The sequence below is a fragment of the Streptomyces sp. NPDC001889 genome (assembly GCF_053594535.1).
Genome location: NZ_JBSFER010000016.1, coordinates 202,363 through 220,110 on the forward strand (window position 1 = coordinate 202,363; position 17,748 = coordinate 220,110).

15 protein-coding genes are annotated in these 17,748 nt (G+C 73.5%); 8 read left to right on the forward strand and 7 right to left on the reverse strand.

Features of this window, described 5'->3' with window-relative positions; all coding sequences use genetic code 11:
- Window positions 1–181: 181 nt before the first annotated feature.
- From ACWCRA_RS20370 to ACWCRA_RS20385, 4 genes are all read left to right on the forward strand, one after another.
- A complete protein-coding gene (locus tag ACWCRA_RS20370; RefSeq protein WP_451068213.1) occupies window positions 182–733 on the forward strand; it encodes a beta-class carbonic anhydrase in 552 nt (183 codons plus the stop codon).
- Between the two features lie 293 nt (window positions 734–1,026).
- Window positions 1,027–2,070 carry an AAA family ATPase gene (locus ACWCRA_RS20375; protein WP_351544554.1) on the forward strand — a complete coding sequence of 348 codons (1,044 nt, stop codon included), beginning with the start codon at window positions 1,027–1,029 and terminating at the stop codon, window positions 2,068–2,070.
- Window positions 2,070–3,482 carry a DUF58 domain-containing protein gene (locus ACWCRA_RS20380; protein WP_451068214.1) on the forward strand — a complete coding sequence of 471 codons (1,413 nt, stop codon included), beginning with the start codon at window positions 2,070–2,072 and terminating at the stop codon, window positions 3,480–3,482. The genes ACWCRA_RS20375 and ACWCRA_RS20380 overlap by 1 nt, the downstream gene beginning before the upstream one ends.
- A 16-nt stretch (window positions 3,483–3,498) precedes the next feature.
- Window positions 3,499–5,916 carry a transglutaminase TgpA family protein gene (locus tag ACWCRA_RS20385; protein WP_451068215.1) on the forward strand — a complete coding sequence of 806 codons (2,418 nt, stop codon included), beginning with the start codon at window positions 3,499–3,501 and terminating at the stop codon, window positions 5,914–5,916.
- 377 nt (window positions 5,917–6,293) lie between these two features.
- Here ACWCRA_RS20385 and ACWCRA_RS20390 read toward each other — a convergent pair whose 3' ends face one another.
- From ACWCRA_RS20390 to ACWCRA_RS20400, 3 genes are all read right to left on the reverse strand, one after another.
- The gene (locus ACWCRA_RS20390; protein WP_351544546.1) at window positions 6,294–6,701 is read right to left on the reverse strand and encodes a DUF3040 domain-containing protein; all 408 of its coding nucleotides are present in this window, start codon (window positions 6,699–6,701) and stop codon (window positions 6,294–6,296) included.
- A gap of 249 nt (window positions 6,702–6,950) precedes the next feature.
- Window positions 6,951–7,733, reverse strand: coding sequence for a methyltransferase (locus ACWCRA_RS20395; RefSeq protein ID WP_351544543.1), 783 nt, complete (start codon window positions 7,731–7,733; stop codon window positions 6,951–6,953).
- A gap of 356 nt (window positions 7,734–8,089) precedes the next feature.
- Entirely contained in the window at window positions 8,090–8,704 is a 615-nt protein-coding gene (locus ACWCRA_RS20400; RefSeq protein ID WP_451068216.1) for an SAV_6107 family HEPN domain-containing protein, read from the reverse strand.
- Window positions 8,705–8,860: 156 nt separating this feature from the next.
- On the opposite strand from ACWCRA_RS20400, the gene ACWCRA_RS20405 reads away from it, so the two are divergent.
- The 4 genes from ACWCRA_RS20405 to ACWCRA_RS20420 all read left to right on the forward strand — a co-directional run bounded on the left by ACWCRA_RS20405 (window position 8,861) and on the right by ACWCRA_RS20420 (window position 14,446).
- Window positions 8,861–9,700: an ATP-binding cassette domain-containing protein gene (locus ACWCRA_RS20405; RefSeq protein WP_451068217.1), complete on the forward strand. Its 840-nt coding sequence runs from the start codon at window positions 8,861–8,863 to the stop codon at window positions 9,698–9,700.
- Window positions 9,672–11,759, forward strand: coding sequence for a YhgE/Pip domain-containing protein (locus ACWCRA_RS20410; protein WP_351544535.1), 2,088 nt, complete (start codon window positions 9,672–9,674; stop codon window positions 11,757–11,759). The genes ACWCRA_RS20405 and ACWCRA_RS20410 overlap by 29 nt, the downstream gene beginning before the upstream one ends.
- 62 nt (window positions 11,760–11,821) lie before the next feature.
- Window positions 11,822–12,439 (forward strand): TetR/AcrR family transcriptional regulator, encoded by a 618-nt coding sequence (locus ACWCRA_RS20415; RefSeq protein WP_351544532.1) that lies wholly within the window; start codon window positions 11,822–11,824, stop codon window positions 12,437–12,439.
- Between the two features lie 522 nt (window positions 12,440–12,961).
- Window positions 12,962–14,446, forward strand: coding sequence for a phytoene desaturase family protein (locus ACWCRA_RS20420; RefSeq protein WP_451068228.1), 1,485 nt, complete (start codon window positions 12,962–12,964; stop codon window positions 14,444–14,446).
- Window positions 14,447–14,629: 183 nt separating this feature from the next.
- Here ACWCRA_RS20420 and ACWCRA_RS20425 read toward each other — a convergent pair whose 3' ends face one another.
- The 4 genes from ACWCRA_RS20425 to ACWCRA_RS20440 form a co-directional block, all read right to left on the reverse strand.
- Window positions 14,630–15,454: a hypothetical protein gene (locus ACWCRA_RS20425; protein ID WP_351544527.1), complete on the reverse strand. Its 825-nt coding sequence runs from the start codon at window positions 15,452–15,454 to the stop codon at window positions 14,630–14,632.
- A gap of 51 nt (window positions 15,455–15,505) precedes the next feature.
- Window positions 15,506–16,423 carry a methylenetetrahydrofolate reductase [NAD(P)H] gene (metF, locus tag ACWCRA_RS20430; RefSeq protein WP_351544525.1) on the reverse strand — a complete coding sequence of 306 codons (918 nt, stop codon included), beginning with the start codon at window positions 16,421–16,423 and terminating at the stop codon, window positions 15,506–15,508.
- Window positions 16,424–16,563: 140 nt separating this feature from the next.
- Window positions 16,564–17,214 carry a thiamine phosphate synthase gene (thiE, locus tag ACWCRA_RS20435; protein ID WP_351544522.1) on the reverse strand — a complete coding sequence of 217 codons (651 nt, stop codon included), beginning with the start codon at window positions 17,212–17,214 and terminating at the stop codon, window positions 16,564–16,566.
- 156 nt (window positions 17,215–17,370) lie between these two features.
- Window positions 17,371–17,736, reverse strand: a complete 366-nt coding sequence (locus ACWCRA_RS20440) for an Rv2175c family DNA-binding protein (protein ID WP_351544519.1) — start codon at window positions 17,734–17,736, stop codon at window positions 17,371–17,373.
- Between the last annotated feature and the right edge of the window lie 12 nt (window positions 17,737–17,748).

Here is a 17,748-nt window from a genome sequence, read left to right on the forward strand (position 1 = left end):
CCGGCCTTGCCGGTCAATCAACCGGCCGACGGCGTGGCGGAGCGGCCGGGACGGCGAACACTTCACTCGAACGGGTGGGGCGTCGGCACCCCTGTGGGTTACCTCACAACAAGCCGTGTTGATGTTCTTTGTCACCTCCGTCAGCAGGCCGGTGCGGCCCGTTCCCATTAACGTCGTCACCATGACGACTTCCGCGCACCACTCCCCCGACGCTGTGCGTACGGGCGGATCGGTCACCGATCGCCTCGTCGAGGCGAATCAGCGCTATGCCGCCGTGTTCCAGGACCCCGGGATGGACGCTCGCCCCGTTCTCCGGGTCGCCGTGGTCGCCTGCATGGACGCCCGGCTGGACCTCCACGCCGCCCTCGGACTGGAGCTGGGTGACTGCCACACCATCCGGAACGCCGGCGGCGTGGTCACCGACGATGTGATCCGTTCGCTCACCATCAGCCAGCGGGCGCTGGGCACCCGCACGGTGATCCTCATCCACCACACCGGCTGCGGCCTCGAATCGCTGACCGAGGACTTCCGGCACGAACTGGAGGACGAGGTCGGGCAGCGTCCTCCGTGGGCGGTGGAGGCGTTCCGCGATGTGGACCAGGATGTACGGCAGTCCATGCAGCGGGTGCGCACCTCGCCGTTCCTGCTGCACTCCGATGATGTGCGCGGCTTTGTGTTCGATGTGAAGCAGGGTGTGCTGCGGGAGATCGACCCCACCGACCCCCCGGAATGATCGTCCCCTCGGAATGATGGCCGGAGCGGGCCTCTGAGAAGCGCCGGGGCGGCCGTACGGATGCGGCCGCCCCGGCGGAAAGTTCGAGGGCTCGACCGGAACACCATGAAATAGCCCCATCAACCCGGCAAATCACACCCCCTTGTCCACAGGCAAGTGACACGACCCGCCGACGGCAACAAGAATGCGGGTACGACACCACTCCGGAACTTCCCGCGTGCGGTGTTCGTGATTCGGGGTGGGCCGGGCCGCTTGGAGACCCGGCCCGTGTGGAACGGGCCGAGGAGGGCCGGGTGACGACCTATGACAATCGAGCGAGCCTCACAGATCTGACCACCACAGCGGATCGTGTCCGCAGATCGGTGGAGCGGGTGATCGAAGGCAAGCCCGAGGTCGTACGGCTTTCGCTGACCGTGCTGCTCGCCGAGGGACATCTGCTCATCGAGGATGTCCCCGGCGTGGGGAAGACCATGCTGGCCAAGGCACTGGCGAGATCCATCGACTGCTCGGTGCGGCGTATCCAGTTCACGCCGGATCTGCTGCCGTCCGACATCACCGGCGTGTCCATATTCGACCAGCAGCGGCGGGACTTCGAGTTCAAGCCCGGCGCGATCTTCGCCCAGATCGTGATCGGGGACGAGATCAACCGCGCCTCGCCCAAGACCCAGTCGGCGCTGCTGGAGTCGATGGAGGAGCGCCAGGTCACCATCGACGGCAAGACCTATGAACTGCCCAGCCCCTTCATGGTGGTGGCCACCCAGAACCCGGTGGAGATGGAGGGCACCTATCCGCTGCCGGAGGCCCAGCGCGACCGCTTCATGGCGCGGGTCTCCATCGGCTACCCCAGCGCCGAGGCAGAGCTCCAGATGCTCGATGTGCACGGCGGGGTCTCGCCCCTCGACGACCTGGAGCCGGTGGCGCACGCGGACGACATGGTGAAGCTGATCGACGCCGTGCGCCATGTCCATGTGGCCGAGCCCGTCCGCCGGTACGCGGTGGAGCTGGTGGCCGCGACCCGCAGCCACCCCGACCTCCGGCTCGGTGCCTCCCCGCGCGCGACCCTGCATCTGCTGCGCGCGGCGAAGGCCACCGCCGCGCTGGCCGGCCGGGACTACGCGCTGCCGGACGATGTGCAGTCGCTGGTGGTGCAGGTGCTGGCGCACCGGCTGCTGCCCACGGCGCAGGCCCAGCTGAACCGGCGCACGGCGGAGCAGGTGGTGCTGGACATCCTCCAGCGCACTCCGGTGCCCACGGCCGAGGGCGCGCGGACCGCGTATGTGGCGGGCGAGCGGCCACAGCCCCTCCCCGGCGGGGTACCCGGGGCCCGGCGGCTGTGATGTCTCCGGGGGGCCTGGCCGGGGAAGGCGCGGGGGAGCCCGCCGGGGCTTCCGGCGCGGCGGCGGGAACGGACGGCGACAGCGGCACCGACGGCGCGGACCGGCCCGGTTTCCGGGCCGGTCTCAGCGGGCTGACCACGCGCGGCCGGTCGTTCCTGGCCGCCGGGGTGGCGGCCGCGGGCTGTGCCTATGTCCTGGGGCAGAGCGATCTGCTGCGGGTGGGGCTGCTCCTCGCGGTGCTGCCGCTGGTCTGTGTCTCCGTGCTCCACCGCACCCGCCACCGCGTCACGGGCAGCCGCCGGCTCACTCCCGCGCGGGTGCCCACCGGCACCGAGGCGCGGGTGCACCTGCGGATGGACAATGTCTCGCGGATGCCCACCGGACTGCTGATGCTCCAGGACCATGTGCCCTATGTGCTGGGACCCCGGCCCCGGTTCGTGCTGGACCGGATGGAGGCGGGGGGCCGCCGCGAGGTGTCGTACCGGGTCCGCTCCGATCTGCGGGGGCGGTATCCGCTGGGCCCGCTCCAGCTGCGGCTGACCGACCCGTTCGGCATGTGCGAACTGACCCGCTCGTTCGGCGCCTTCGACACCCTCACCGTGATCCCGCGGACCGAGCCGCTGCCGCCCGTGCGGCTGACCGGTGACGCCTCGGGGTACGGGGAGGGCCGGCGGCGCTCCCTTGCGCTCGCCGGGGACGACGACGTGATCCCGCGGAACTACCGCTACGGCGACGATCTGCGCCGGGTGCACTGGCGCTCCACCGCGCGGTACGGCGAGTTGATGGTGCGGCGCGAGGAGCAGCCGCAGCGCGCCCGCTGCACGGTCCTCCTGGACACCCGGGCCATCGCCTACCAGGGGGCGGGCCCCGATTCCGCCTTCGAGTGGGCGGTCTCCGGGACCGCCTCCGCGCTGGTCCACATACTGGAGCGGGGCTTCTCGGTGCGGCTGATGACGGACACCGGGAGCACCGTCCCCGAGGACACGGGCGACGGGTTCGCCGGTGCCCAGGACTCCGCCGACACCGCCGGGCTGATGCTGGACGAGCTGGCGGTGGTGGACCACTCGGAGGAGGAGGGGCTGCGGGCCGCCCACACGGCGCTGCGCGGCGGGAGCGAGGGGCTGCTGGTGGCCTTCTTCGGCGATCTGGACGAGGAGCAGGCGGCACTGGCGGCCCGGATGTGCCGGCGGGCCGGCTCGGCGGTGGCCTTTGTCCTGGACAGCGGGGCGTGGACGAGCGGCGGAGGCTCGCCGGGCCCGGTCGAGAGCCGGCTGAGGGTGCTGCGCGAGGCCGGCTGGACGGCGCTGGCCGTACCGCCGGGGGCGTCGTTCCCGGCACTGTGGCAACTGGCCGACCAGCAGCGCGGCGAACCGTCCGGCGGTGCGGGCGGCGGCTTCGGGGGATGGTCATGAACGGTGGGGATGGGTCATGAGTGGTCGGGGACGGCTGACGCTGAGTGCGTACGCGGCCACGCTGATGGCGGCGTGCGCGATGGTGCCGCTGCTCGACGGCGTGGGCTGGCTGGTGCAGGCCGTGGTGCTGCTGGGCGTCCAGAGCGCCGCGGGCGCCCTGGCCAGGCGGGCGGCGCTGGCCGGGCCGCTCACGGCGCTGGTCCAGGCGCTGGCCGGGCTGACGCTGCTGACCTGGGTCTTCGCCCGGGAGCAGGCACTGTTCGGGCTGCTGCCGGGGCCGGAGGTCTTCCAGCGGTTCGCCGGGCTGCTGAGCGCGGGCGGCGACGACATCGGGCAGTACGCCATCCCGGCGCCCGTCTCCGACGGCATCTCGCTGATGGTGATCGGCGGGGTGCTGGTGATCGGGCTCGCGGTGGACACCATCGCGGTGACCTTCCGCAGTGCCGCCCCGGCGGGTCTGCCGCTGCTCGCGCTGTACTCGGTGGCGGCGGGTCTCGCGGGAGGTGCGGCGAACTGGCTCTGGTTCCTGCTCGCGGCCTCCGGCTATCTGCTGCTTCTGCTGGCGGAGGGCCGGGACCGGGTCGCCCAGTGGGGCAGGGTCTTCGGCTCTCCCCGGACGGGCGGCGCCCGGCCCTTCGAGCCCGGCGCCGGACCGTCCGTCTCCCCGCTGCGCACCGGACGCCGGATCGGCGTCCTGGCGCTCGGTGTGGCCCTCGCGGTGCCCGCGGCCCTGCCCGCGCTGGACGGCGGGCTGCTGGCCGATGTGGGCGGCGGGTCCGGAGGGTCCGGGTCGGGCGGCGGGAGCACGATCTCGGCGGTGAATCCGCTGGTGTCGCTCCAGGAGAGCCTGAACCAGCCGGAGGACCGCGAGGTGCTGCGCTACCGCACCGACGCGGAGAACAAGGAGGACTTCTATCTGCGGATCGTCGCCCTGGACCAGTTCGACGGCACGACCTGGCGGTCCTCGCCGCGCAAGGTGCAGGAGGTGCCGGAGCGGTTCCCCCGGCCGGAGGGGCTGAGCGGCGCGGTCCCCACCAAGCCCGTCCGGTCGAGCATCTCGGCCGCCGACTACTACAAGCAGAACTGGCTGCCGCTGCCCTATCCGGCGACCCGGGTCGGGATCGACGGCCGCTGGCGGTTCGAGCCGAGCGGCCGGACCCTGGTCGGGGACCGGGGCCAGGACTCCCGCGGGGCGCAGTACACCGTCAGCAGCCTGGCGGTGAACCCGACGGCGGAGCAGCTGGCCGGTGCTCCGCCCGCCCCAGCCGCTCTGCGGCGCGAGTACACCGACGTGCCCGACAACCTCCCGCAGACGGTCCGGCGGACGGCCGAGCGGGTCACCAGCGGTGCGGCCAACGACCACGAGCGGGCGGTGCTGCTCCAGGAGTGGTTCGCCGACAGCGGTGAGTTCACCTATGACACCGAGGTGCAGTCGGGCACGGGCGTCAACGCGATCAGCCGCTTCCTCCGCGAGAAGGAGGGCTTCTGCATCCACTTCTCGTTCTCGATGGCGGCGATGGCCCGGACGCTCGGTATACCGGCGCGGGTCGCCGTGGGGTTCACCCCGGGTTCTCCCCGCGCCGACGGCACCATGTCGGTCAGCACCAGGGACGCCCACGCCTGGCCCGAGCTGTACTTCGAGGGGGTCGGCTGGACCCGTTTCGAGCCGACGCCGAGCCGGGGCAGCCAGCCGGACTACACCCTGGAGAACACGCCCGCCGGTGGGCCGAGCGCCTCGGCGCAGCCCTCGGCGACGGCCTCCGACGAGGCGAGCGCGGCTCCCTCGGCCTCGGACAGCTGCCCTCCGGAGCTGCGGCGGGCCGGTGAGTGCTCGGTGGCCGCCCCGGTGGACGAGGAGACATCGGCCGGGTCGGGCCGGTCCATCGGCTCGGTGGCGCTGGTCGTGGCGGGAGTGGTGGCCGCCGCGGCGCTGCTGCTGGGGCCGATGCTGTGGCGGCGCGGCGCCGGTGCGCGGAGGCTGCGGTCGTCCGGCGGCCGGGCCCCGGCGGATGTCCGGGCGCGGGTGCTGGCGGCCTGGCAGGAGGTGCTGGACACGGCCTGGGACCACGGTGTCCCGCCGGACGATTCACGGACGCCGCGCGGAACAGCGGAGCGGATCGTGCGGCTGGGGCAGCTGGCGGGCGAGCCCGCCGAGGCGCTGCACCGCCTCGCCGGCGCGGTGGAGCAGGTGCTGTACGCGCCGGAGCCCCGGCCGGTCACGGGTCTCGCCGACGACGCGGCGCGTGTCCGGGCCGGGCTGCGCGCCGGGGCGGGCCGGTGGGGGCGGCTGAGGGCAGTGCTGCTTCCCCGTTCGGCCGTCCGGGTGATCTGGGCGGGGTCGGACCGGTGGGCCTCGGTGACCGGCCGTCTGCGGGCCCGGGGCGGGGAGTGGCGGGCGGCACTGCTGCGCCGGCCGTTCCGTCAGCGGGGCTGACGGACGGGCGGGGAGGGCAGGAGTGGGGCCGGTGCCCGGCGGGGCCGGCCCCCGGACGCTTGCTCCCCGGCCGCCGCCACGGCCCGTACGCCGCTGATCGACGTCTGATCGACGTCTGATCGGCGTCTCGCTGGTCGGGGTCGGTGGCCCGGAGCCATCCCGGGGAGGGCCCCGGGGCGGATCGGGGGCGGTTCCGCGATCGGTCACGGATCAGTGACCGGAGACGGAGCGGTGACCGGGCGCGGGTCCGTGCCGGAGAGGGGAGTCCGCCGGGGCTCAGCTCCCGGGCGGAAGGGGGCGCGGCGGAGGCCGCCCTGTGCCGCAGGGCCCGGACACAAGGTCCGGGCCGGTCCGCCGGTCCCTGGGGACCGGGTGGTTCAGTGGCCCTGTTCGTCGCGGCGGCGCTGCCACCGCTGCTCGATCCGGTCCATCATCGACTTGCGCTGACGGGACTGACGGGACGGGCGACGAGCGCTGCCCGCCGTCTCCCCCAGGGTCTGCTGCTCGCCCGGCTTGGGCGCCTTGCGCCATCCGGTGACGGCCAGAACCGCACAGCCCAGCATGACGAGGAACCCCACCACACTGATCCAGATCATCTGCGCGACCATTCCGGCCATGAGGAGCGCGATACCCACCAGGAAGCCTGCAACCGCCTGGTAGACCCGTCGCCGGGTGTACGTACGCAGCCCGCTTCCCTCAAGCGCTGTCGCGAATTTGGGATCTTCGGCGTACAGCGCTCGCTCCATCTGCTCGAGCATTCGCTGCTCGTGCTCCGAGAGCGGCACGGAGTCCTCCTAGTCGTCGGCCGCGGGGGCGACCGTATGCGGCCCTTTCAGGATAGGCAGGGAATCGCCCCCGTGAAACCCGCCCTCTACGCCAGTTCGCCAGTTTGGGCCGCCACGGCGGCTTTGGCTGCTGAGGCGTAGATTCCCCAACCTCCGATCCGTCATGCCGGATGGTGTCCCTCGATCATACGGGGCGGCGGACCCGATCGGGGGGTCTGTGTCCTACTCCATCTGCGGCTGCGCCCCTGATCAGCCGTGCTTCCGGCCCAGTACGTGGAGCTGGGTGGCGACCGAGTGGAAGGCGGGCAGCTCGGCGGCTTCGGCCTCCAGCTTCAGCAGGGCGTCCAGGGCGCCCGGCTCGGTGTCCACCAGGACGCCGGGGACCAGGTCGGCGAAGACCCGCACCCCGTGGACCGCGCCGATCTCGGCGCCGGCCCCGGTGACCAGCCCGGAGAGCTGCTCGGCGGTGAAGCGGCGGGGCGTCGGGTCCCCGTCGCCCCAGCGGCCCCGGGGGTCGGTGAGCGCCTGGCGGGCCTCCGCGAAGTGGCCGGCGAGCGCGCGGGCCATGACGGCCCCGCCCAGCCCGGCGGCGAGCAGGCTGAGCGCGCCGCCGGGCCGCAGCGCGTCCACCGCGTTGCGCACGCCGTCGGCGGGGTCGTCCACGTACTCCAGGACGCCGTGGCACAGGACCACGTCGTAGCCGTCGCGCCCGACGACGTCGAAGAGGCCGTGCACATCGCCCTGGACGCCCTGCACCCGGTCGGCGACGGCCGCCTCGGCCGCCCTGCGCTCCAGCGCGAAGAGCGCGTTGGGGCTGGGGTCGACGACGGTCACCCGGTGGCCGAGCTGGGCGACGGGCACCGCGAAGGACCCGCTGCCGCCGCCGGTGTCGAGGACGTCCAGGGCCTCCCTCCCGGTGGCCTCGACCCGGCGGTCGAGGGCCTCCTTGAGGACCTCCCAGACCACGGAGGTGCGGAGGGCGGCGCGGGGCGGGCGCGGCGGGGTGGCCCCGCGGTGGGACGGGTCCGGCACGGCAGTTGACTCCTCGGACGGTGCCGCCCCGGCCGCGCGGGAGCGGCGGGGCGTGCGGTGGGCGACGACCTCGGTCGGGGACCGCCGGGTCGGGCTCTCGCGGTGGACGGTGGACTCTCGTGGAGGGCCTCCCGCTGGGTGGCCCCCGTGGGACTGAGGACATCTCCCACCCTATTGCCTCCTTCCCGGACGCCGGCGCCGCGTCCCGCTCCGTGGTCGCGCGCGCCCGCGGCCGGTGCGCGCGACAGGGCGGCGGGGCGGCAGCACGCCGGGTCAGCGGGACGGCGGGACGGCGGGGCCGCGAGGACCGGCACGGGGCCGGGCGGCGGGAGAGGGAGGCCGGGCGGCGGGCGCGCTCACCCGGCCTCCTCCTGCCGCACGGCGGGCCGCGGCCCGGGCTCCGGGGGGCGCGGTGCGGGCGGACCGGCCGCCGCCGGCCCGGGCGGTGCGGGGTGGAGCACGAGCAGGCGCTCCACCAGGCGGAGGAACATCGCCGCGTCCCTCAGCAGGTCGTCGGCCTCGCGGCTGCTGGCCGCGCCGCGTATACCGGCCTCCGCGCGCGCCCGGCGCGGCGCTCCGGAGGCGAAGTGGGCGCTCCACTCGGACAGTTCGGGAGCGCTCTCGGGCAACAGCTCCCAGGCGCTGCGGATGCCCGCCCTGCGACCGCGCCGGGTGGGCTCTCCCCGGCCGCGCCGGGCGGCGGGCGGACCGTCGGGGTAGCCCCGGGCGGCGAGGACCGCGGCGGCGGTCCGCAGGGCGGCGAGGTGGGCGGTGGCGTACCGCTCGTTGGGCGGTTCGAGAGCGGCGGCCTCGTCGAGGCCCCGGCGGGCCTGGGCGAGCAGATCGAGGGCCGCGGGCGGGGCCGACGCACGCCGTGGGACGGGGTGCACATCGCTCGCGGGCCCGGTCAGTGAGGGGACAGGGCCGGTGGCACGGCGCCGGTGTGGGGCTGCCGTGTGGTCGCTGGCCATGACGAGCCTCCTGTCGTCGTGTGACGGCACTGTGGCCGTATGTGTCCATCGTGGGGGCAGCCACTGACAATCCGCGTTGACCTGCGCTTTTGCCTCAACGCTCGATCCAGGGTTAGTTTTTGCACTGACTGGTCAGTACAAAAACAAGAGGGGCCTGTGGACAGCCCGCACGGGGCGGCCGTCTTCGCCGAGGGGTTCGGGCTCAAGGGCCCGCGGGGATGGGCCTTCCGCTCGGTCGACATCGACGCGGCGCCCGGTTCGCTCATCGCGGTCGAGGGCCTCTCCGGCTCCGGCCGGACCTGTCTGCTGCTCGCGCTCGCCGGCCGGATGCGCCCCACCGAGGGCCGTGCCGAGATCGGCGGTCTCACGCTGCCGCGCGGGATGGCCGCGGTCCGCAGGATCAGCGCGCTCGGCCCCGTACCGTCGGTGAGCGAGCTGGACCCGGCACTGACCGTCGCGGAGCATCTGCGCGAGCGCGCCCTGCTCCAGCGGCGGTTCGACGGCTCGCTGCGGGCGCTGCTGCGCCCGCCGGGCGAGCGGGCGGCCGGGACCCGGGCGCGGATCGCGGAGGCGCTGTCGGCGGCCGGGCTCGACCCGGCCTCGCTCCCGAGGGCGGAGCGCACCCCCGTACGCGCCCTGGAGCGGCTGGAGGCCCTGCGGCTGTCCATCGCGCTCGCGCTGATCGGGCGCCCCCGGCTCCTCGCGGTGGACGACACCGATCTGAAGCTCTCGGACGCCGAACGGACCGAGGCGTGGGAGCTGCTGCGCTCGGTGGCGGCCGGCACCGGCACCACCGTGGTGTCCGTGTGCAGCCAGGCGCCCGAGGGGACCACCGTCGTCCGCACGGACGGTCCGGACGGCGCAGGCGCCGCGGACAGCACGGACAGCACGGACAGCACCCACAGCAGCGGCGGCACCGACGGTGCGGGCGGCTCCATGGACGACGACAACGGGGAGGGGACGGCCGATGCGTTCGCCGAGACTGGCCGCGCTTGAGCTGAGGCGGTTCGGCAGGGGCAGGCTCCCCAGGGCCGCCGTGGTGGCGATCGTGCTGCTGCCGCTGCTGTACGGGGCGCTGTACCTGTGGTCCTTCTGGGACCCGTACGGACGGCTCGACCGCATCCCCGTCGCCCTGGTCAACGACGACAAGGGGGCCGAGGAGGGCGACGGGAGGCTCGCGGCGGGCGACGAGATCGCCCGGAACCTGCGCGACAGCGAGGTGTTCGACTGGCACGAGGTGAGCGGGGCCGAGGCCCGCGAGGGCGTCGAGAACGGCGCGTACTACCTCTCCCTGACGATGCCCGAGGACTTCAGCGAGCGGATCGCGTCCAGCTCCGGCGACTCACCGGAGACCGGCGCCCTCCAGGTGCGCACGAACGACGCCAGCAACTACATCGTCGGACAGGTCTCCCGGACCGTGTTCGCGGAGGTGCGCACCGCCGCCTCCACCAAGGCGTCCCGCTCGTTCCTGGACCGGATCTTCATCAACTTCTCGGACATCCACAGCGCGACCGAGGACGCCGCGAAGGGCGCGGACGACCTCAAGGGCGGCATCGGCGAGGCCAGGAAGGGCTCCACGGAGCTGGCGGACGGCCTGAAGAACGCCAAGAACAGCACCGACAGGCTCACCGGAGCCCTCGCCCGGCTGGAGAAGGGCGCGGGGGATCTCAGGACCGGGACCCGGGAGCTGGCGAACGGCACCGGGGCGCTCGCCGGGAAGGCGGGCGGCCTCGCCGGCGGCATCCGCCCGTACCTCAAGGACAACGGCACATCCATCGGTGACGCGGCCCTGCTGGTCGCCGACTCCTCGAAGCTGATCCGCGACGGCCTCGCCGGACTGACGGAGAGCGGCCCCGCCGCCGCGACACGTGTCCAGACCTCGGCCGACGAGCTGAAGGCGCTCCACGGGAAGCAGTGCGGGGACGTGGCCGAGCCCGACCCCGTCGCCTGCCCCGCGCTGGAGCGCGCGAGCGCCGCCGCGACGGAGGCCGCCGCATCGGCGGCCGGGGTCACCGCCCTGGTCCGGGAGAACCAGGGCGGTCTGCGGAAGCTGGACAGCCGTCTCCAGGACCTCCAGAAGAAGGCGGCGGAGCTCGCCGAGCGCTCGCCCGGCCTGGAGAAGGACCTCGCCTCGGCCCTGGAACGGATCAACGCGCTCAACACGGGTGCGCAGAGCGTCTCCCGGGGCATGACCGAGCTGCACACGGGGCTGACCGGCGCCCGGTCCGGCGCCGGCGAGATCGACACCGGTGTCGGGAAGCTGAAGAAGGGCGCGGGGGACCTGGACGGCGGCCTGTTCAAGCTCGCCGACGGCTCCGCCGATCTGGCGGGGGGCCTGCACGACGGTGTGGCGAAGATCCCCGACTACAGCGAGAAGGACCGCGATCTGCGCACCGAGGTCATGGCGGACCCGGTGAAACTGGCCAGCCAGACCCTGAACCAGGCGCCCAACTACGGCACGGGCTTCGCCCCGTACTTCATCCCGCTCTCCCTCTGGGTCGGCGCGATGGTGGCGTACATGATCATCCAGCCGATGAACCGGAGGGCGCTCGCCGCCGGGGGTTCGGCCTGGCGGATCGCGCTGGCGGGCTGGCTGCCGGTGGTGGCCATCGGTCTGGTGCAGGTCGGGGCGCTGATGGCGGTGCTGCACTGGTCGCTGGGGATGAGGGTGGCGTACGCGGCCGGGACGCTCGCCTTCCTCGCGCTCGTCATCTGCTGCTTCGCCGCGATCATCCAGTGGCTGAACGCCCGCTTCGGGGCGGCCGGACGGATTCTCGTCCTGGCGGTGCTGATGCTCCAGCTGACCTCGGCGGGCGGCACCTATCCCGTTCAGACCAGTCCGGCGTTCTTCAACGCGATCCATCCGTTCCTGCCGATGAGCCATGTGGTGGAGGCGCTGCGGAGGCTGATCACGGGCGGCGGTCTCGGACCGGTGTGGCAGGCGACGGCCGTCCTGCTCGCCTTCACGGCCGGGGCGCTGGCTCTCACCGCTCTGACGGCGCGGCGCAAGCAGGTCTGGACACTGGACCGGCTCCACCCCGAGCTGAGTCTGTGACGAGGCCGGCCGGCTGCCGGAACAAGCCCGGGAAAACCCCGAGACCTGTGAGAATCGGCGGCATGGACGCGAGGGACAGCAGCAGCACCAGACGCCGGGCGACCCGGGCCAAGCTCTACGAGGCCGCGGTGACCCTGATCGCCGAGCAGGGTTTCTCGGCGACCACGGTGGACGAGATCGCCGAGCGGGCCGGGGTCGCCAAGGGCACGGTCTACTACAACTTCAAGAGCAAGACGGAGCTGTTCGAGGAGTTGCTGCGGTTCGGGGTCGGCCTGCTGACCGCGTCGCTCCAGTCCGCCGCGGACGAGACCGCGGAGCGCGGGGGCACCAAGGTCGAGGCGCTGGACGGGATGATCCGGGCGGGTCTGGTCTTCATCGACCGCTATCCGGCCTTCACCCAGCTCTACGTCGCCGAGCTGTGGCGCACCAACCGGGCGTGGCAGTCCACGCTGCTGGTGGTGCGTCAGCAGGCGGTGGCGGTGGTCGAGACGGTGCTGCGGGAGGCCGTGGAGAACGGCGAGCTGAGCGAGGAGATCGATATTCCGCTCAGCGCGGCGGCCCTGGTGGGGATGGTGCTGGTGGCGGCGCTGGACTGGCAGTCGTTCCAGCCGGAGCGGTCCCTGGACGATGTGCACGCGGCGCTGTCGCGGCTGCTGCACGGGCGGGTCAGCGGGCGCTGACCCGCGCGGACGGCGATGGGCCGGCCCGGCGGGACTCCCCCGAGTCCCGCCGGGCCGGCGCATCGCGGCCCCCGCTGTTCCCCCGTTCCCTCGATTCCCCCGTTGTTCCCCCTGTCCCCCGTTTCCGGCGCCCCGTTCCCCGTTCCCCGTTCCCCTCGTGCCGCCGGAACGCTTCCGCGAGGGAAGCTCTCCGTCGGGGGCGCCGCGCCGTTCCGCCGCCCCGTGTCGTCGGTGCCGGCGCCGCGTCCCCCTCCGTGGGCTCCACTCTTCCGTCCGCGCAGGTGGCGGCCCATCCGCGCGCGTACTCATATCGGCGGCTAGGTAGTCGTACTCAGCCGTGGGGGCGCGGGCCCAGCCGTGGGAGGTCCGGTCTGGTGACGATCGCGTCCGCGTCCGTACTCCCCCCGTGCGGGGCTGCGGTCGCCGGCGCGGTCCCCGCCCGGGTGGGCGGGCGCGGGCCGAGGGCGTGCGGCGGCAGTGTCAGTGGGGGTCGATAGAGTTTTCGGCATGGCACGGATTGCGGTGATCGGCGCCGGGATGGGCGCGATGGCGGCGGCCGCCCGGCTGGCCGTGGCAGGCCACCGGGTGACGGTGTACGAGCGCTCGGCTGCCCCCGGCGGGTCGGTGGGCTCCTTCGAGCGCGAGGGGTTCGCCTTCGACACCGGGCCCGGTCTGCTGCATCTGCCCGCGGTCTGGCGGGATCTCTTCGTGAAGACGGGCCGGGAGCCGCTGGAGCGGTGCGTCGGCCTGGTCCAGGTCGATCCGGCCGGCCGGCATCTGTTCGCCGACGGCACCGAGGCCGTGCTGCCCGACGCGTCGCGCGCGGGGATCGTCTCCGCGCTGGAGTCGGCGCTCGGCGGGGGGGCGGGCGAGCGGTGGGGGGACTTCCTGGGCCGGGCCCGGGATGCCTGGGACCGCTCCCGGCGGCCCCTGCTGGAGGAGCCGCTGTGGCGGGACTGGCGGGTGCTGGAGCGCGATCCCTATCCGGCGCTCCGGCAGCGCCGGATGCTGCGCACCCGGCAGGCGGCCAGCGTGACCGAGACCGGGGCGTGGGAGCTGGCCGACCGCCGGCTGGCCGCGCTCCTCGAGGGCTGTGTCCTGGGGTACGGCCTGGACCCCCGGCACGCGCCGGCGGGGGCGGCTCTGCTGCCGTATCTGGAGCAGACCTTCGGCACCTGGTACGTCGAGGGCGGGCTGCACCGGCTGGCGCGGGCGGTGCACGGGAGATGCCTCGCCCGGAAGGTTGAGTTCCGCTTCGAGTGCGAGGTGACCTCGGTGGTGGTGCGGGACGGCCGGGCCGCGGGCGTCGTGCTGGCGGACGGCTCGGCCGTGGAGGCCGACCAGGTGGTGGCGGGCGCGGGGGCCGCCGCGCTGACCGGGTGTCCGCTGTGGGGGGAGGATGACATCCGGCCGCGCGAGGGCGGCGGCGAGGAGCCGCTGCCCGGCAGGTTCACCGTGCTGCTGGCGCTGCGCGGGGGGCGGCCGGCGGCCGTTGCGCACCGCAGTGTGGTGCACGCCCCGGACACCGGGGAGGAGGCTGCGGCCGTCTTCGGCGGGCGGCTCGCCGAGCGGCCCACCGTCACCGTGCTGCGTCCGGACGATCCGGCGACCCGCCCGGACGGCGGCCATGAGGCGGTCACCGTGTCGGCGACGGTCGCGGGCCACGGGGGCCCGGTCGACTGGACGGACAAGGCGCTGCGCGAGCGGTACGCGGAGGTCCTGGTCGAGGCGGCCGCCCGGGCCATGGGTGAGAGCGGGGGCGGGCTGCGGGAGCGGATGCTGTGGCGGGAGATCCTGACCCCCGCCGAGACGGGAGGGATGGCGGCGCCCTCGCTGGCCGGGCCCGGGGGGCGCCATCTCCACCCGGCGAACAGCACCCGGCTCCCGGGGCTCCATCTGGTGGGGGGGTATGCGCATCCGGGCGGGGGGTTGGCTCATGCGGGGATGTCCGGGGCGCTGGTGGCGGGGCTGATCGTCGAGGGGCCGGATTTCCGCGGCTCCCAGTGAGAGCGCTCCGCGCCGGGCGAACCCGTCACCCCCAGCCCGCCCGGCGCTTGAGGACGCACCCGCACCACGGGAGCCCGAGCATGCGCATCTCCAGCCCGCCCGGCGCTTGAGGACGGACCCCTCACCACAGGGGCAGGGAGTGGCCGGGGTGCGGCCGGGTCAGGGAGGTCAGCCCCCTGCGAGTCAGTAGCGGTACTGCTGCTCGTTGTTGTACTCGGGGTCGTAGCCGTACGGCTGCTGCGGGTCCGGCTGCTCCCGGGGCGGCTCCGTGTCCCGTTGCTGCGGGACCCACACACCACCGGGAGGCGTATCCGTGTACGACTGCTGCGCGTAGTACGGATCGGCGTCGTACGACTGCGGGTTGCCGAAGCTGTCGTAGCTCTCCGCCGGGCTGTACTGCTGGCCGCCCACATAGGGATCGGAGTACGCGGGGTACTGCTGGGGGTCCGTGCCGAAGTCGTCCCGGGCGGGCGGCTGTCCGGCGTCGTAGTACGGGTCGTACTGGCCGTAGCCCTCGCCGGACGGGCCGCCCGGGGCGGGCTGGGGGCCGTCGAAGGGGGCGCCGGTGTAGACGCCGTACCCGTTGGTGTCGTCGGGCATCGGCTGTGGCGCGTAGACCGGCTCGGGGTCCAGATCCAGCGGGGCCGCCGTCGCGTAGGGCGGTACGGCGGTCTCCTCAAGTCCCGAGACCTCGATGACCGGTTCGCGCGAGGCGTCCTTCTCCCCTGCCTTGCGGCGGCGGCTCGCCCCGGGCCGCCCGCCGATCGCCCAGCCGGTGGAGAAGCCCCGGCGGAAGGAGAGCGTCACATAGGTCTGCCCCACGGCGAAGGTGATCGTGCCGAGCGCGATCACCACCACGGAGGAGAGCAGCACCCCCAGCACCACCCCCAGGAACCCGACGAAGGCGAGGAGACGCCACCTCAGCCGCGCCTTGTACTGCAGCAGCACCTCACCGAGCAGCCACAGCGCGACCACGCCGAACGCGATGTAGAGGACCGTCCAGCCCATGCCCGCCCCTCTCCCTCGGCCCCCGCCCCGGCTCGGGGCGGGTAGGGCCGATCAGGACTGTCTGTGCAGTCCGAGATTCTCGTATATCTCAAGTGTCGCCGTGGAGTTGTTGAGCGTGATGAAGTGCAGCCCGGGAACACCCTCGGAGAGCAGCTCCGCACAGAACTCGGTTGCGAACTCTATTCCCATGGAGCGTACAGCCGCGGGGTCGTCCTTGACGCTGAGGATGCCCTCTTTCAGCTTCGCCGGGATCACGGCATTGCTGAGCTGCCCGAACCGTTCGAGCTGCCGGACGCTGGTGACCGGCATGATCTCGGGGATGATCGGGGTGTCGCAGCCCGCGGCCCCGACCCGGTCGCGCAGCCGCAGATAGTCCTCGGGGCGGAAGAACATCTGGGTGATCGCGTAGTCGGCACCGGCGCGGCACTTGTCGACGAAGTGCCGGATGTCCGTCTCCCAGTCCTGGGAGCGGGGGTGCATCTCGGGGAAGGCCGCGACGCCCACGCAGAAGTCGCCGGACTCCTTGATGAGCCGGACCAGTTCGGCCGCGTACCGCACGCCCTGGGGATGCTCGACCCACTCCCCCATCGGGTCGCCGGGCGGGTCGCCCCGGACGGCGAGGATGTTGCGGATTCCGGCGGAGGCGTACTGGCCGATCATATTGCGCAGCTCGGCGATGGAGTGGTTCACCGCGGTGAGGTGGGCCACCGGGGTGAGCGTGGTGTCGGCGGCGATCTGCTCGGTGGCCTTGACCGTGCCGGCCCGGGTGGAGCCCCCCGCGCCGTAGGTCACGGAGACAAAGCTGGGGGCCACCGCCTCGATCCTGCGCAGGGCGTTCCAGAGGTTGCGCTCGCCCTTCTCGGTCTTGGGCGCCCAGAACTCGAAGGAGTAGGACGCCTTGCCTGTCGCGAGCAACTCGCGCACGGTCCGTGCGCGGTCCGTCCTGGTCGAATATGTTCCGAAGGCCATACCCGCAGGTTATCGGGGGTAAGGGGGTCACCCAACAGGAGTCCAGCAATCGGACACGCGCCGCGCGCATTCGGCTTGATCACTCCGCCCGCCGGAAAGCGGTTTCCCACCGGGCGCGGCCAGGGCTCGACAGCCTTCGACTATGAGCTGTATGCCCGAATCCTCCTGCTGAGATCCGCGGTCGCCGCGGCGGGGTCGGACGCCTCCGTAATCGCCCGGACCACGACGATCCGGCGGGCGCCCGCCTCCAGCACCTCGTCGAGATTGGTCGCGTCGATCCCGCCGATGGCGAACCAGGGACGGTCGGTGGCGAGGGCCGCGGTGGAGCGGACCAGGTCGAGCCCGGGGGCGTGCCGCCCGGGCTTGGTCGGGGTGGGCCAGCAGGGCCCGGTGCAGAAGTAGTCCACGCCCGGCTCGGCGGCGGCGGCCGCCGCCTCGGCCGGGGAGTGGGTGGAGCGGCCGATGAGAACGGACTCGCCGAGGACCGCCCGGGCGGCCGGGACCGGGAGATCACCCTGGCCCAGATGGAGCACATCGGAGCCGGCCGCGTGGGCGACGTCCGCCCGGTCGTTCACCGCGAGCAGCTTGCCGTGGCGCCGGCAGGCGTCGGCGAAGACGCTCAGCCGGTCCAGTTCCTCGGCGGCCTCCATGCCCTTGTCGCGGAGCTGCACGATGTCGACCCCGGCGGCGAGGACCGCGTCGAGGAACTCGGGGAGGTCGCCCTGCCGGGTGCGGGCATCGGTGCAGAGGTAGAGCCGGGCGTCGGTGAGCGGCGCTCGGGTGCTGGGCATGGCGGTTCCCCCCGGGTGGGTCGGCGGGGCACGGGCGGGCGCGCGCCGCATGGCGCGGCGGCCCCGCACGCACCCCGCTCTGGTGTCATCGCTCCACGTGGCCGTGGTGCGGTCGTCGGAGCGCCCGCCGGGGACGGCCGGACGCGGGCGCCGGGCTCAGACGGCCAGCGCCTGGGCGCGGCGCTTCACTTCCGTGCCGCGGTTCTCGCTGAGGGCCTGCGCGGGGGTGCCGGGCAGGCTGGGGTCGGGAGTGAAGAGCCACTCCAGCATTTCTCCGTCGGTGAAGCCGTCGTCCTTCAGGAGCGTCAGGGTGCCGGAGAGGCCCTTGACGACCTTGTCGCCGTCGATGAAGGCGGCGGGAACCTGAAGCGCCCGGTTCTCACCCCGGCGCACGGCGATCAGCTGGCCCTCCTTGACCAGCTGGCGCACACGCGTCACCTCGACATCGAGGAGTTCCGCGATGTCGGGGAGGGTGAGCCAGGCAGGGACGAGAGCATCGATCTTTGCGTCAATCTCGGTCACGGGACAAGCCTG

Coding starts and splice junctions, on each gene's coding strand:
- ACWCRA_RS20370 (WP_451068213.1), top strand. CDS start 182: ATGACGACTTCCGCGCACCACTCCCCCGACGCTGTGCGTACGGGCGGA.
- ACWCRA_RS20380 (WP_451068214.1), top strand. CDS start 2,070: ATGTCTCCGGGGGGCCTGGCCGGGGAAGGCGCGGGGGAGCCCGCCGGG.
- ACWCRA_RS20385 (WP_451068215.1), top strand. CDS start 3,499: ATGAGTGGTCGGGGACGGCTGACGCTGAGTGCGTACGCGGCCACGCTG.
- ACWCRA_RS20400 (WP_451068216.1), bottom strand. CDS start 8,704: ATGGCCAGCGACCACACGGCAGCCCCACACCGGCGCCGTGCCACCGGC.
- ACWCRA_RS20410 (WP_351544535.1), top strand. CDS start 9,672: ATGCGTTCGCCGAGACTGGCCGCGCTTGAGCTGAGGCGGTTCGGCAGG.
- ACWCRA_RS20415 (WP_351544532.1), top strand. CDS start 11,822: ATGGACGCGAGGGACAGCAGCAGCACCAGACGCCGGGCGACCCGGGCC.
- ACWCRA_RS20425 (WP_351544527.1), bottom strand. CDS start 15,454: ATGGGCTGGACGGTCCTCTACATCGCGTTCGGCGTGGTCGCGCTGTGG.
- metF (WP_351544525.1), bottom strand. CDS start 16,423: ATGGCCTTCGGAACATATTCGACCAGGACGGACCGCGCACGGACCGTG.
- thiE (WP_351544522.1), bottom strand. CDS start 17,214: ATGCCCAGCACCCGAGCGCCGCTCACCGACGCCCGGCTCTACCTCTGC.